This window comes from Mesorhizobium sp. P2_H9, assembly GCF_056403215.1.
The window spans coordinates 265115-277877 of record NZ_JBFUFX010000004.1; the positions used below are offsets into that span (position 1 = coordinate 265115).

Consider the following 12763-nt stretch of genomic DNA (forward strand, 5'->3'; position numbering starts at 1 on the left):
CCTTCATTTCACCAGGGCGGTCACCGCCATGAAGCGGCGGTCTGGGTCTTCCATGACATATTCGAAGCGTTGCACGAGCACCGCAAGCGCGATCGAATTGTCGGCGAGCCGCAAGGCATGCACTTCCGCCAGGCCGAAGCCCAGCGGGCAGCCGTCACTCGCCCGCGGAGACTGGCTGGCGCCAAGCGCCAGCGGCTGCTTGCCGGCGCGCTCCAGCGTCAGGCTGAAGCCTTTGCCGCTGTAGCCATAGTCGGCGCACGTGCCTGCGGCCGTATCGACGGCAAATTCGTGCAGATCCACATGCGCGCCGACCCCGAATGCCGAGGCATCGAGCGGCGTTGTCGCGACCGCCGCTTGCTGCAATGCCTTGACCACCGGCGATTGCCGCCCGTCGGTCTCGTCGGCGATGGCAAGCGTGGTCTCGCGCGAGCGGCTGGCGGCGACGCTGCCAAGCTCGATGCCGGCAGTGTCGATGCCGAACCGGGCGAGCAAGGGCGCCGCCTGTTTCTTCGCTTCAAGCCGGACGATAGCGAGCGGATCCTGGTTCGGGTCCTGCAAAAGACTGTCGTCGACCGTGGTGGTGTCGGCGACCAGCGGCGTGCCGTCGACGGGCCTGCTCGTGGCAAAGTCAATCACGTAGGTTTCCGAGTAATCCATGCCGGCGACGCTTTCCGTGCCGTATTGCTCGAAGGCGAAGTAGCGGCCGTCACTGGAAAAGCCGAGCGGATCGACGGCGGCGCCATCGCCCGCTTGGGCGGAGGACGCCATCACCGAAAACAGCGCCGCGAACGCAGCCCGCCCGATCCCGCATCGCAAAATCATTGGGTTCCACCCCCATTCCAACCCCGGACCATGCTGCCTTGCATTTGCGGCCAAGGCGAGGTCGGCGAAAGACGAAATTGCACATGGCGGGGAAAAACAGCTAGGCTCTTTCCAAAGACGGCAAATCGTTCGCGGAAGGAAGTTGGATGGCGTCACGCTATCACGAGGTCTATGACGGCTGGCAACGCGACCCGGAAAAGTTCTGGGCTGACGCGGCCAAAGCCATCGACTGGTATTCGCCCCCCGACAGCGTGTTCGATGCCAGCGCTGGCGTCTATGGCCGCTGGTTCAATGGCGCCACCTGCAACACCTGCTACAACGCCATCGACCGTCATGTGGCCGGCGGCCGTGCCGACCAGGTCGCGCTGATCCATGACAGCGCCATCACCGGAACGGTCAAGAAATTCACTTATGCCGAGCTGAAACGCGAGGTGGTGGCGCTGACCTCGGTGCTGAAGAACCGCGGCATTCGCAAAGGCGACCGCGTCATCATCTACATGCCGATGGTGGCGGAAGCGGCCTTCGCCATGCTGGCCTGCGCCCGCATCGGCGCCGTGCATTCGGTGGTCTTCGGAGGCTTTGCCTCGCACGAGCTTGCCACCCGCATCGACGACGCCAAGCCGAAGCTGATCATCTCAGCCTCCTGCGGCCTGGAGCCGGGACGCGTCGTTGCCTACAAGCCGCTGCTCGACACGGCCATCGAGCTGGCGCGGCACAAGCCCGATGGCTGCCTGATCCTGCAGCGCGACCAGCTGCGCTGCGAACTGAAGGAGCACTACGACATCGACTTTGCCGACGCCGTTGCCCGCGAGCGGGCGGCCGGCGCCAATGTCGATTGCGTTCCGGTGCTGGCCACCGATCCGCTCTACATCATCTACACATCCGGCACGACCGGTCAGCCAAAGGGAATCGTGCGCGACAATGGCGGCCACATGGTCGCGCTGAAATGGACGATGGAAAACGAGTTCGGCGTCAAGCCGGGCGAGGTGTTCTGGGCGGCGTCCGACGTCGGCTGGGTGGTCGGTCACTCCTACATCGTCTACGGGCCGCTGCTGCATGGCGCGACAAGCATCCTGTTCGAGGGCAAGCCGGTCGGCACACCCGATGCCGGCACCTATTGGCGGGTGATATCAGAGCACGGCGTGGTGGCGCTGTTCACCGCGCCGACCGCCTTTCGCGCCATCAAGGGTCAGGACCCCAAGGGCGAATTCGTGCCGAAATACGACCTGTCGAAATTCCGCACCCTGTTCCTGGCCGGTGAGCGTGCCGACCCGGAAACCATCAAATGGGCGGAGCAGAAACTGAACGTGCCGGTGATCGACCATTGGTGGCAGACCGAGACCGGTTCGCCGATGACCATCAACCCTGCCGGCCTCGGCCTTTTGCCGGTGAAATACGGCTCGCCCGGCGTGCCGATGCCCGGCTACGACATTCGCGTACTCGACGATGCCGGCCATGAGGTGCCGCGCGGCACGCTCGGCAATGTGGTGGTGAAGCTGCCGCTGCCGGCAGGCTGCCTGCCGACGCTGTGGAACGCCGATGACCGGTTTCGCCAAGCCTATCTCGACGAATTCCCCGGCTTCTACAAGACGGCCGATGCCGGCATGGTTGATGCTGACGGCTATCTCTATGTCATGGCGCGCACCGACGACATCATCAATGTCGCCGGCCACCGGTTGTCGACCGGGGCCATGGAAGAGGTGCTCTCGGCGCATCCCGATGTTGCCGAATGCGCCGTCATCGGCATCGCCGATGCGATGAAGGGCCAGATCCCGCTCGGCTTCGTCGTGCTCAATGCCGGCGTCGACCGCGATGCCGGCGCCATCGAGAGCGAGGTGGTCGCCCTGGTGCGCGAACGGATCGGTCCGGTCGCCGCGTTCAAGACGGTGGTGACGATCAAGCGCCTGCCCAAGACGCGCTCCGGCAAGATACTGCGTGGCACCATGCAGAAGATCGCCGACAAGGAAGCATGGACCATGCCGGCGACCATCGACGACCCCGCCATCCTCGACGAGATCGGCGCGGCGCTGAAGGGACGTGGCATAGGGCTGTAGGAAACCGCCCGGCCGCCATGCCATGACACGCCGGCTTTCGATGGCGGCCTGTCGCTGTTATGGAATTTCCAACGCCAGGCATGGTATCGACGTTTCGCAAGCGTGGGGTGGCAGCGCGCTTCAACACCGAGATCCATTTCAGCAGGTATCGAGCCCCAATCCGTGGCCTTGTTTCAGCGATCGAGAAAACCCAGAACCGCGGCGCGCGAGCGCCTGGAAATGGATATGCAGGATACGGTCGTCTACGCGATCGGCGACGTGCATGGCTGCTACAAGGAACTCCTGGCGCTGGAACAGAAGATCCTGCTCGATGCGCTGCCCTTCCGCGGGCGCAAGATCATCATCATGCTTGGCGATTATATCGATCGCGGCATTCAGTCGGCGCGCGTGCTCGATCATCTGATCGCGCCGCCGCCGAGGGGGTTCCTGCGCGCCTGCCTTGCAGGAAACCATGAAGTTGCGATGCTGAACTACCTCGACGGCCATCTTTCAAGGGAACTGTGGCTGGCGGCTGGCGGCCTCGAAACCCTGTTCTCCTACGGTCTCGACCCGGCGCGACTGGTCGATCTCTATGGTTCGAGCGAAGAGGTCGACCAGCGCATAAGGGAGGCTATTCCCGCCGGCCATGTCAATTTCATGCGCACGCTGCCGGTCCTGATCTGCTCAAGGAAATTCGTCTTCGTTCACGCCGGAATCAGGCCGGGCATCGATCTCGCCGAGCAGGACGAGGACGACCTGCTCACCATCCGCTCGGAGTTCTTTGAGGCCGCGCATCTTCTCGACCGCTGGGTGGTGCATGGGCACACAGTGGTAGACACTCCAAGGCTCGAAGGGCGCCGGCTCGACATCGACACCGGCGCCTTCCAAAGTGGAAGGCTGACGGCCGTCAGGATCGCCGGCAAGCATGGCAAGCTGATATTTTCTTAGGTCTCTGGCTTACAGCGCCGCGGCGCTGCAAGCCATTTTGAGCTCGCGCAGGGCTAGGCCGCAGCCCTCGTCCGCACTTCCGATTTCTCCAGATAATAGCTCGAATATTTGTCGAAGAATTTTTCAGAGCCGCCGAGCGATCCGTATTTTGCCAGCTTCTTCAGATCGACCTTGTTGAGGACGACGCCGACGATCTTGTTGGCAACATAGGGTTCCTGTTCCAGCATCGACCGCACCATGGCGCGCGGCGTGCGCCCCCACTCGGTCACCAGCACGAAACCATCGGCCAGCGGCGCGAAGGCCTTGGCATCGACCACGGGACCCAGGGGCGGCAGATCGACGACGATATATTCGAACGTCTCCTTGGCGTTCTCGATGAAACGCCGCATTCCAGCCGAAGAGAGAAGTTCGCTCGTATGCGAGAATTGGCCACGCAGCACGGCCGGGATGATCGCCAGTTTTGTCTGCCGGTCGATCTTGCCGACCGATTGCCAGGTCTGGCCGTTGACCACCGCTTCCATCAGCCCTTGCTCTGTTTCCATGCCAAGGTTGCGGCTGAGGCCGGGATTGCGCAAATCGCCGTCGATCAGCAAGGTTTTCGCGCCATTGGCGGCAAGCAATCCCGCCAGATTTGCGGCGATCGTCGACTTGCCTTCGCCAGGCAGCAGTGAGATCACGCCGATCACCCGGCTGCCTTGCCCTTCCATCACCACATCGAAGGCGATCTTGGCGTTGCGGAGCGTTTCGGAGAACATCGATGCCGGCGCGTCGACGCTCACCCGCATGCGTGCCCGCCTTTCGGCGGCTGACAGCGCGTTGGTGCCTTTGACATCCGCCTGAGCGTCGTCGGTTTCCTTTCCGACCTTGCCGCCGATCGTTGGCAGGTAGCCGAGGAATTTGAGGCCGACGCGATCGCGAACATCCTCGCCGGTTCTGAAGAACCGTTCGTTGAATTCGTTCAGGCCGCCGAAGCCGGCGCCGAGCAGGAGGCCGAGCACGAGCGTAAGCGCCAGCACCTTGGATGTGCGCGGGCCCGCCGCCGACATCGGCGTTGTCGCATCGGAGATGATGCGGACCTTGCCGACCGGGAAAGACTGCTGCTGCGAGGCTTCCTCATAGCGGCTGAGGAACGTCTGGTAGAGCGTGGTGAGCGCCGTCGCCTGCTGATCCAGATCGCGCAATTTGACCTGCGACTGGTTATCGATGGAACTCTTGCCGGCCGCATCGGCGATCTTTTGCCGGAGCGCCGTCTCGCGCGAGAGAGCAACCTCATATTCGTTGCGGTAACTTTCGGTCAGCTGCCGCAGTTCGCCGAAGATCTGCGTCGACAGGTCGGCCTTCTCCTTGGCCAGCGCAACGGCCTGGGGATGTTCGGCACCAAAATTGGCCGTGACATCCTGAAGTCGCTTGGCGACGGTGAGATAGCGGGTCTTGAGCGTTGCAATCACCGAACTGGCCGGCTGGTCGCTCGATATTGCGGAGTCGTTGAAGGCGTTTTCGGAGCCGCTTTCCACGATCGTCTTGTACTGCTGGTAACGGGCGCCGGCACGAGCGGTATCGGCCTGCGCAACGATGAGCTGGGCGTTCAGGTCAGACAATTGCTTGTCGCTGATCAACTGGCCATCGCTGCCGGCAGACAATCCATGCTCGGCCTTGAATTTCTCGACCGCCAGTGATGCTGCCTGCGAGCTTTCGCGGAGCTCGGTGAGCCGGCCCTGCAGCCAGACCGCCGCCCGTTCGGTGGCGTCAAAGCTCGCATTGAGCTGGTCGGCGAGATAAGCCTCGGAATAGGCCTTGGTGATTGCGGTCGCGAGCGCAGGGTCCGTCGACTGATAGCCAAGGTCAATCACGTAGCTGCGGCCGTTGCGCTGCGCCAGTATTTCGCTCTGCAGCTTGAGGATTGCGTAGTCGCGGCGTGCCGTGACCATCATGGCCTCACGCGTCGCAGCGTCGACATTTTCGAGACCGGGGATATCCGGGCCAGAACTGCTTCGGAAATAGCCAACCAACCCGCGCGCAAAGCCGATGCCCTTCGCCAGCGCCGACACTGGCGGGTTCATGAACGCGTCGTTCTGGTCAAGCTTCAGCTTGTCGACGACCACCGCCGCCAGCCTTGCCGAGTTGATGATCTCGATCTGGCTGAGCAGGGCGGCGTCGGTCTGCATGCTGACAGACGCGGCAGAGACTTCATCAACGACCTTGTTCAGTCCCTCGTCGATCAGAACGCTGGCAACCGACACGTAGGTTTTGGGGGTGGTCTGCAGATAGAGCACGCCTAGACAAAGACCGATGACCGCACACACCGCCACCACCTTGGCCTGCCGCATAGCCATGCCAAGCAGGCGCTCGATGTCGATGAAGTCCTCGCCGTTTCCCGTATCTGAGTTCGGCAATGGCATCCTCTTGTCGAGAGGAAAGTTGGCATAGTTCATCTTCGGTCCAATTCTAGGTTGCAGGCGCTAGAGCAAGATGGGGTCGCGCCCCATCGGCTCCGAGGCCTCGAAGATCGGGGGCAAAGCATGCGACGCAAACTTCATGCCAGATAGAGTGCCGGCCAAGCGCGGCAGCATGTGTAGCGTCGACACGCTATGCTCCCAAAAGATGGGCATTATGCGGCTTCTTCCTGGCGCTCATGCGACCGCACGAACTGCTGCAGCATTTCGAAGATCGGACCCTTCATGTCGTTGCGCGCCAGCGCGAAGGCGATATTGGCCTCGATGAAGCCTTCCTTCGAACCGCAATCGAACATGCGGCCTAGGAAAGGCTGGGCGAAGAAGGACTGGCTCTGCGCCAGGCGAACCATGGCGTCGGTGAGCTGGATTTCATTGCCGGCGCCGCGCTGCTGGTTGCTCAGCAGCGAGAAAATCTCGGGCTGCAGGATGTAGCGGCCATTGATGTAATAGTTCGACGGTGCGTTGGCGGGCGCCGGCTTTTCGACCATGGCCGTCACCTCGAAGCCCGTGCCGACCTCGGCGCCACGGCCGACGATGCCGTATTTGCTGGTCTCGCTCGGCTCGCAACGCTCGACGGCTATGACGTTGCCGCCGGTCTGCTGGTAGAGATCGACAGTTTCGGCGAGGCAACCGCGACCGCCAAAGGACACCATGTCCGGGAGCAGCAAGGCGAAGGGCTCGTTGCCGATGACCTCGCGCGCGCACCACACCGCATGGCCGAGACCTTGCGGCGACTGCTGCCGGATGAAGCTGGTGGCGCCGGCCACGGGAAGCAGGCTTTCAAGCGACTGCAGCTGCGCTTTCTTGCCGGTCTGTTCCAGCGTTCCGATCAGTTCAGGGTGCAGGTCGAAATAGTCTTCGATGACAGCCTTGTTGCGGCCGGTGACGAACACGATGTGCTCGATGCCGGCTTCGAACGCTTCGTCCACCGCATACTGGACCACAGGCCTGTCGACGACCGGCAGCATCTCCTTCGGCATCGATTTGGTCGCCGGCAGGAACCGTGTTCCAAGCCCCGCCACCGGTATGACTGCCTTCCTGACTTTCTGCATCGCATATTCCTTTTGAGAGGATCGACTTCAACTATCGCTGGCTATGAAAAACCATTTCTTCACCTGCCCGCACTCTTCACCTCCCCATGCCCACGGCGAACTGTGCCGCTACCCTTTTCAGCCGGACGGCGATCGGCATGCTCATATGCCTGACCGCCGCCGGATCACTGAGCGCGGTCCGKATCGCCTTGAGCGGTGACCGCGCCTTGATGTGCTGGACCAGCGACAGAAACGATGCCGCCTTGCGCAGACTGCGGCTGCGCCTGGCGAAGGCGGCTTGCGCCTCCGGATCCATGGAGTGGGTCTGGGCGAAGACGGCATCGGCCTTGCGCATCGCCTCGACGTGGTGAAGCTCAAGCACGCGGGAAATGGAGCCGGTGCGGATATGGTAGACATAGCCGGTCGTCGGCTCGACCACGCATGTGCCGCCCTTGGCCAGAGCGTTGGCAAGCAGGATGTAATCTTCGCCGATGATCAAATTTTCATCATAGCGAAGCCCGTTTTCGTTCAGAAACCGGCGCTGGAAGATCGGCTTGAGATAGCCGAAATTGAATTTCGATTCGAAAACCACATTGCAGCCGATGAAGTCGGCGAGCGAGATTTCGCGCAAGCCTCTGAGATAGTCGGCCGGAAACATGGTGTCTTCGGCGACACCGTCCTCCTCGCGCACGACCTGAAGGTTGTCGACGGCGATCTCGGCGCCCGCCTTCTCCGCACGCGCGATCATGGCGGAAATCCGCCCGGGATAGACGGCATCGTCGGAATCGAGAACCGCGACCCACCTGCCGCTGGCAAGCTCGAGGCCGGCATTCCTGGCGCCGCCGGGACCACGATTTGCGCGAAGCGCCACGACCCGCACGACATCTTGCGGATAGGACCGAGCCACATCGAGCGTTCTGTCGCGCGACTGGTCGTCGACGACGATGATTTCGACAGAGACATCCTTCTGTGCGATGGCGCTGTCGATTGCCCGGCCGAGTGTTGCCTCGGCGTTGTAGGCGGCGATGACAAAGCTGACGTCAGGCTGCACGCTTGCCCCCTTGCTGTGGCGAGGACAGGCCGTACTGGCGAATTTCGCGGACGCCGACGAGGCCGCTGACGACGCCGACATGCATGATGCCGCGCAGCACGCTGCGGTTCCGGCGCACCGGACTGACGGCGGTCACGATTGCCGCTGCGAAGCAGAAAGCCGCCTTGGCCGATGCAAGTCCGACTTGCCCAACCCGCCGGATGCCGTGCGCATTGCTTCCCAACAAATGGCCATGCGTCTGCCCGAAGCGGAAGCGGCGGCGGCTGAGCCAGTCGAAGGCGGCCCTGGCGCGCGGCACCACCTCCTCGACCCAGGCCTCCGGGGCAAACGCGATCGTGCCGCCGGCCTTGACCATGCGATCGAAAAACTCGGTGTCCTCGCCGCCTGTCTGGCCACGCGCCAGGCTGAAGCGTCGGCCGGCAAGGCTGTCGTCGCCCATCCTGAGCAGGACGTTGCAGGTGTAGCCGGTGCGGATCTCGCCCTGCACCCAGACCGGCAGCGTCGAATGGAAATCACCGTTGCGCATCCAGTCCGGCGCATCGGGTCCATAAAGTGCCCGCACCGGGCCGAGCACGGCGGTAGCGTCGTCCACTTCGGCCGTCGCGACCAGTTCGGCCAGCCATCGCGACGATGCGGTTTCGTCGTCGTCGATGAAGGCGACAAAATCCGATGCGCTGGCGTCAAGGCAGGCGTTGCGTGCGATCGAGATGTTGCGCGCCGGGGCGTGCCGATAACGGATCGGCAGCTTCAATTCCGCAGCCAGCGTCGTCACCAGCGCCTGCGCCGTCGGCGTATCGTCATTGTCGGCGACAATGACGCCGACATCGAACCCCGAAGGCATGTCCATGGCAGCGATCGAACAAAGCGTGTCGGCAAGCTCCGGCCGCCGGAACGTGCAGATGCAGATATCGATCGAGCGGTTCTTCGCGGCCATCATGCCACCCCGCGTTGCAATCTGGCGCGGAGAAGCTGCAGCCAGAAGCCTACGGACCAGCCGAAATGCATGACCATCGCCGAGACGCCGACCAAAGCGAAGCCAGGATTGCGCTGGCGGATGGCCGTAACAGCGCCATAGCCAAGGCAAACCGCCGCCCAAAGCAGAAACGGCACCGCCGCCAGCCAGTGGATGAAGGACAAGGCCGCGAGCAGGACCACCGGAAACACCAGCAGCGGAATCATCTGCCGCACCTTCGGCACCATGCGGTGCTTGAGCACGTTCTTGGCGCGGCCGCGGCCATAGCCGAGATACTGGAAATAGAGGCCCTTCAGCGACGAGCGCGGATAGTAGATCATCTGCGTCTTGCCGCTCATCCAGATCCGGTGGCCGGCCTGACGCAGTCGATAGTCGAACTCGGCATCCTCATTGTGGCTGAACGTCTCGTCATAGCCGCCCACCGCGGTGAAGGCCGATATCCGGATCAGCGCGTGGTGGCCGTGGTCGACCCATTCTCCCGCAGACAAATGGCGGTGCTTGGAGCCGCCGGTGCCGAGCTTGGAGTTCTGCGCCGCCGCAACCGCTTTCTGCACCGCGCCACTGCCGCTGGTCCGCATCGAGACGACGACCGAATCGGCACCGGTGGCCAGCGCCTCCTCGACCAGGCGGTCGCAGAAATCCTCGGGATAGCCGCCATGCGCATCGATGCGGATGAGGTAGTCGGCACCGTTGCCGAAAGTGGCGACGGCGAGATTGATCGCCGCGCTCTGGATGCGCCTGGGGTTGTGGAGAAGCGCGACCTGCGGATCTTTCGCGGCAACCGCCTCGACGATGGCCAAGGTGCCGTCGGTGCTGCCACCATCGGCGACGACGATGTGGGCGCCGAGCCTTCCGGCCGCAGGCCGGAGTTGATCGAGCAGCGCACCGATATGCGCAGCCTCGTTCAGGCACGGTATGACGATCAGGTTTGAGGGGAGCATATCCTTCGCCATCCTATGCCAACGCCTCGGCAGCAAATGAGTTCGGCACGGCGGCCAGTCCGCGCAGCTTGTCGACGAAGGCCCGGCAATCGCTGCGATCGTAGCTCCATGTCCTGGGGTTGCGGGCAAGAACGCGCGCCTTCAATTTGCCGAAACGTTCCTCTTCCATTTTGCCAAGCACTGCCACGAGCGCTTCGGGCGTTGCCTGCGGGAGAAGGATGCCGATGTCCTGCTGGTTGAGGAACCGCCCGGTCTCGGTGTTGCCCATCGAGATCGGCACGGCGCCGAAGCGGCAGCCCTCATAAAGGCGGTTGGGAAGCAGCCATTCGGAGTTCTGGCCTTCCTCGAAGAAGTCGATCGCCCAGGAAAAATGCACCTCGTTGTAGATCGCCGCCATATCCTCTGGGTTGCGGTAGGGGCCGCGAAACGAGAGCCAGGGTTCGGATTCGACGAAAGCGTGGAAATCCGGAAATTCGGACAGTGCCGGGCGCCCCCTAAGGACGATCTCGAAACGTCCGTTGAGCCGGCGGGTGAATTCGGCCAGCAGCGCCAGCGAGCGGCGGCAGCGCAACGCGCCGAACCAGCCGATCCGCCAGGGCGGCGCGACAGGATTTTCCACCTTGAACCGATCATCCACCAAGGCCGGTGCGCTTTCGAAATATTTGTTTTCGATCAGCTCCACAGGTGCCGCGACCTGGCCAAAAGGCTTGAAATAGTTGGCGATGAAGGCCGGCGAACTGGTGACGAGAAGCTTCACATCCCGGGCCAGATAGCGCTCGGCGCCGCGCATCGCCTTGCCCAAGATGTCGTTGCGCAGCACCAGGCGATGAATATCGAGACATTCATAGACGATCGGCACGCTTGCCTGGAACGCCGCCTTGGCGCGCCGGGCAAGCGCCAGCATTTCGAGATTGCGCGCGATGATCAGGTCCGGCCTTTGCATTGTTGCGAGTTTCGCGCCGATCGAGACCGCCGCCTTGGCGACCGCCGCCAGACGCTGGGCGAATCGGCCGTCGCGCGTCGCACCAAGATCGATCGGCTGCAAGCCCTCGACGTCGACAATCGGGTTTGCGGTTCGACGGAAGCCGACCAGTGTGACCCGGGCGCCACCTGCCCTGAGCATTATGATACGTCGGCGTACCGCCGGGTCGGAGACATCGTGCACAAGGTACAAGACATGCAGCATTAAAACTCGTTCGCTGTTGGCCCACCCAGAGGAATGGTAGTACAGGTCTTGCTGCATCGCAACATTTTTGGTGCAGCGTAGCAAAAATCCACGTTTTTTGTTGCGCTGCAAAATTGATGCGTTAATCTCGGCCTTGCTTGAGTACCGCTCGGGCCGAGCGTTGGCCACCAGCCCGGTGCAACGCCCTAAATCGTGACGCGGACCGCATCGGGATCGTCCTGGCGTGTAGCATTTTCGGTCACTATTCCCGTCTTGAGCACCGCCGGCCTGGCCGCGGAATCTGCTGACGAAATGAGGTAATTCCATGAAGATCGTCGTCGAAAACACAGTCTGCCTGAACACCGGGGATGCGGCGATTCTCCTGGCGATCCGACACATCCTCAAGACTGTCGCCGGCAGCGACCTGCAATTCTCCATCTTCGACAGCCAGCCTGAGGTCGCGGCGAGGCTCTACCCGAAGAAGTCATACCCGGACCTCGAATTTCACAAGCTGCTGTCGGAGTCGCTTTTCAGGTACAAGAATGGCGATGGGCTGAAGAACCGGATCAAGCCGATCTACAACAAGATTGTTCTTCGGGCCCTGCGTTGGTTTGGCAGCAGCGCACTTGGCACATTTTTCAACGCGAGCGACCGTCGCAGCCTCGATATCTACACCGGCGCCGATCTCGTGGTCACGACAGGCGGGACCTATCTCGTTGAGAACTACAACCTCGAAAGACGCCTCAACCAGTTCCGGCTTGATGCCGTGCTCGGCAAGGATCCGGTCTTCTTCACGCAATCCCTCGGCCCGTTCAACAAAAGTTACAACCGCCAGGAATTGAGCCCGATCTTTGACCGCAGCCCGCTCATCCTGCTGCGTGACGAACGATCCAAAAACCATATCCAGGATCTGGTGAAGGACCTCGGCAAGTGCCACGTGGTGGCCGATGCCGTCTTTGCCCTGGCCGAGACCGACAGGATCGGAAAAATTCTGGCCGCCAGCCAGCCGCCGGCGCCGACAGGCCGCGTCGCCATTTCCGTCCGCCACTGGAACTATGTCAGCGACGGTGAAGGCGGCATGCGCCGCTATCTCGATTCGATCCGCGAGATTGCGACTATTCTGGTCAGGGACCATGGCAAAGAGGTGACCTTCGTCTCCACCTGCCAGGGCGTGCCGGAATACGCCCACGACGATTCCAAGACCGCACGCGCGATCGTCGCCGAGCTCGCTCCGGAGATCGCCAGCCATGTGACCGTGGACGCTGCGTTTCACACGCCTGACCAGTTGATGGCGCTGGTCAAAGGCTTCGACTTCGTGGTCGCCACGCGCATGCACATGATGATCA

Annotated in this window: 9 protein-coding genes and 1 pseudogene; 3 read left to right on the top strand and 7 right to left on the bottom strand. The window is 62.4% G+C overall.

Annotation, left to right across the window (positions count from 1 at the left end; genetic code table 11):
• Positions 1 to 3 precede the first annotated feature (3 nt).
• Entirely contained in the window at positions 4 to 822 is an 819-nt protein-coding gene (locus AC1DXN_RS09525) for a DUF2259 domain-containing protein (protein ID WP_477275717.1), read from the bottom strand.
• A 146-nt stretch (positions 823 to 968) separates the two neighbouring features.
• Between AC1DXN_RS09525 and AC1DXN_RS09530 the strand changes: the two genes are divergently transcribed.
• Both AC1DXN_RS09530 and AC1DXN_RS09535 read left to right on the top strand, forming a co-directional pair.
• Positions 969 to 2876: a propionyl-CoA synthetase gene (locus AC1DXN_RS09530; RefSeq protein WP_477275719.1), complete on the top strand. Its 1908-nt coding sequence runs from the start codon at positions 969 to 971 to the stop codon at positions 2874 to 2876.
• A gap of 225 nt (positions 2877 to 3101) precedes the next feature.
• A complete protein-coding gene (locus AC1DXN_RS09535) occupies positions 3102 to 3803 on the top strand; it encodes a metallophosphoesterase family protein (protein ID WP_477241204.1) in 702 nt (233 codons plus the stop codon).
• A 53-nt stretch (positions 3804 to 3856) separates the two neighbouring features.
• Here AC1DXN_RS09535 and AC1DXN_RS09540 read toward each other — a convergent pair whose 3' ends face one another.
• The 6 genes from AC1DXN_RS09540 to AC1DXN_RS09565 all read right to left on the bottom strand — a co-directional run bounded on the left by AC1DXN_RS09540 (position 3857) and on the right by AC1DXN_RS09565 (position 11438).
• Positions 3857 to 6235, bottom strand: a complete 2379-nt coding sequence (locus AC1DXN_RS09540) for a polysaccharide biosynthesis tyrosine autokinase (RefSeq protein ID WP_477275721.1) — start codon at positions 6233 to 6235, stop codon at positions 3857 to 3859.
• Positions 6236 to 6411: 176 nt separating this feature from the next.
• Entirely contained in the window at positions 6412 to 7308 is an 897-nt protein-coding gene (locus tag AC1DXN_RS09545; RefSeq protein WP_477241200.1) for a UTP--glucose-1-phosphate uridylyltransferase, read from the bottom strand.
• A gap of 76 nt (positions 7309 to 7384) precedes the next feature.
• Complete coding sequence (locus AC1DXN_RS09550) at positions 7385 to 8338, bottom strand: glycosyltransferase family 2 protein (protein ID WP_477275723.1); 954 nt, start codon at positions 8336 to 8338, stop codon at positions 7385 to 7387.
• Positions 8328 to 9272 (bottom strand): glycosyltransferase family 2 protein, encoded by a 945-nt coding sequence (locus tag AC1DXN_RS09555; protein WP_477275725.1) that lies wholly within the window; start codon positions 9270 to 9272, stop codon positions 8328 to 8330. Before AC1DXN_RS09555 ends, AC1DXN_RS09550 begins: the two co-directional genes overlap by 11 nt.
• Complete coding sequence (locus tag AC1DXN_RS09560; protein ID WP_477275727.1) at positions 9272 to 10252, bottom strand: glycosyltransferase family 2 protein; 981 nt, start codon at positions 10250 to 10252, stop codon at positions 9272 to 9274. The genes AC1DXN_RS09555 and AC1DXN_RS09560 overlap by 1 nt, the downstream gene beginning before the upstream one ends.
• Before the next feature lie 13 nt (positions 10253 to 10265).
• The gene (locus tag AC1DXN_RS09565) at positions 10266 to 11438 is read right to left on the bottom strand and encodes a glycosyltransferase family protein (protein WP_477275947.1); all 1173 of its coding nucleotides are present in this window, start codon (positions 11436 to 11438) and stop codon (positions 10266 to 10268) included.
• 304 nt (positions 11439 to 11742) lie between these two features.
• On the opposite strand from AC1DXN_RS09565, the pseudogene AC1DXN_RS09570 reads away from it, so the two are divergent.
• Positions 11743 to 12744: pseudogene (locus AC1DXN_RS09570) on the top strand (polysaccharide pyruvyl transferase family protein); the annotation flags it as partial.
• Positions 12745 to 12763: the final 19 nt, after the last annotated feature.

Bases quoted from the DNA above. Each gene is read 5' to 3' on its own strand.
- AC1DXN_RS09525 (WP_477275717.1), bottom strand. From the start codon at position 822: ATGATTTTGCGATGCGGGATCGGGCGGGCTGCGTTCGCGGCGCTGTTT.
- AC1DXN_RS09530 (WP_477275719.1), top strand. From the start codon at position 969: ATGGCGTCACGCTATCACGAGGTCTATGACGGCTGGCAACGCGACCCG.
- AC1DXN_RS09535 (WP_477241204.1), top strand. From the start codon at position 3,102: ATGCAGGATACGGTCGTCTACGCGATCGGCGACGTGCATGGCTGCTAC.
- AC1DXN_RS09540 (WP_477275721.1), bottom strand. From the start codon at position 6,235: ATGAACTATGCCAACTTTCCTCTCGACAAGAGGATGCCATTGCCGAAC.
- AC1DXN_RS09545 (WP_477241200.1), bottom strand. From the start codon at position 7,308: ATGCAGAAAGTCAGGAAGGCAGTCATACCGGTGGCGGGGCTTGGAACA.
- AC1DXN_RS09555 (WP_477275725.1), bottom strand. From the start codon at position 9,272: ATGGCCGCGAAGAACCGCTCGATCGATATCTGCATCTGCACGTTCCGG.
- AC1DXN_RS09560 (WP_477275727.1), bottom strand. From the start codon at position 10,252: ATGCTCCCCTCAAACCTGATCGTCATACCGTGCCTGAACGAGGCTGCG.
- AC1DXN_RS09565 (WP_477275947.1), bottom strand. From the start codon at position 11,438: ATGCTGCATGTCTTGTACCTTGTGCACGATGTCTCCGACCCGGCGGTA.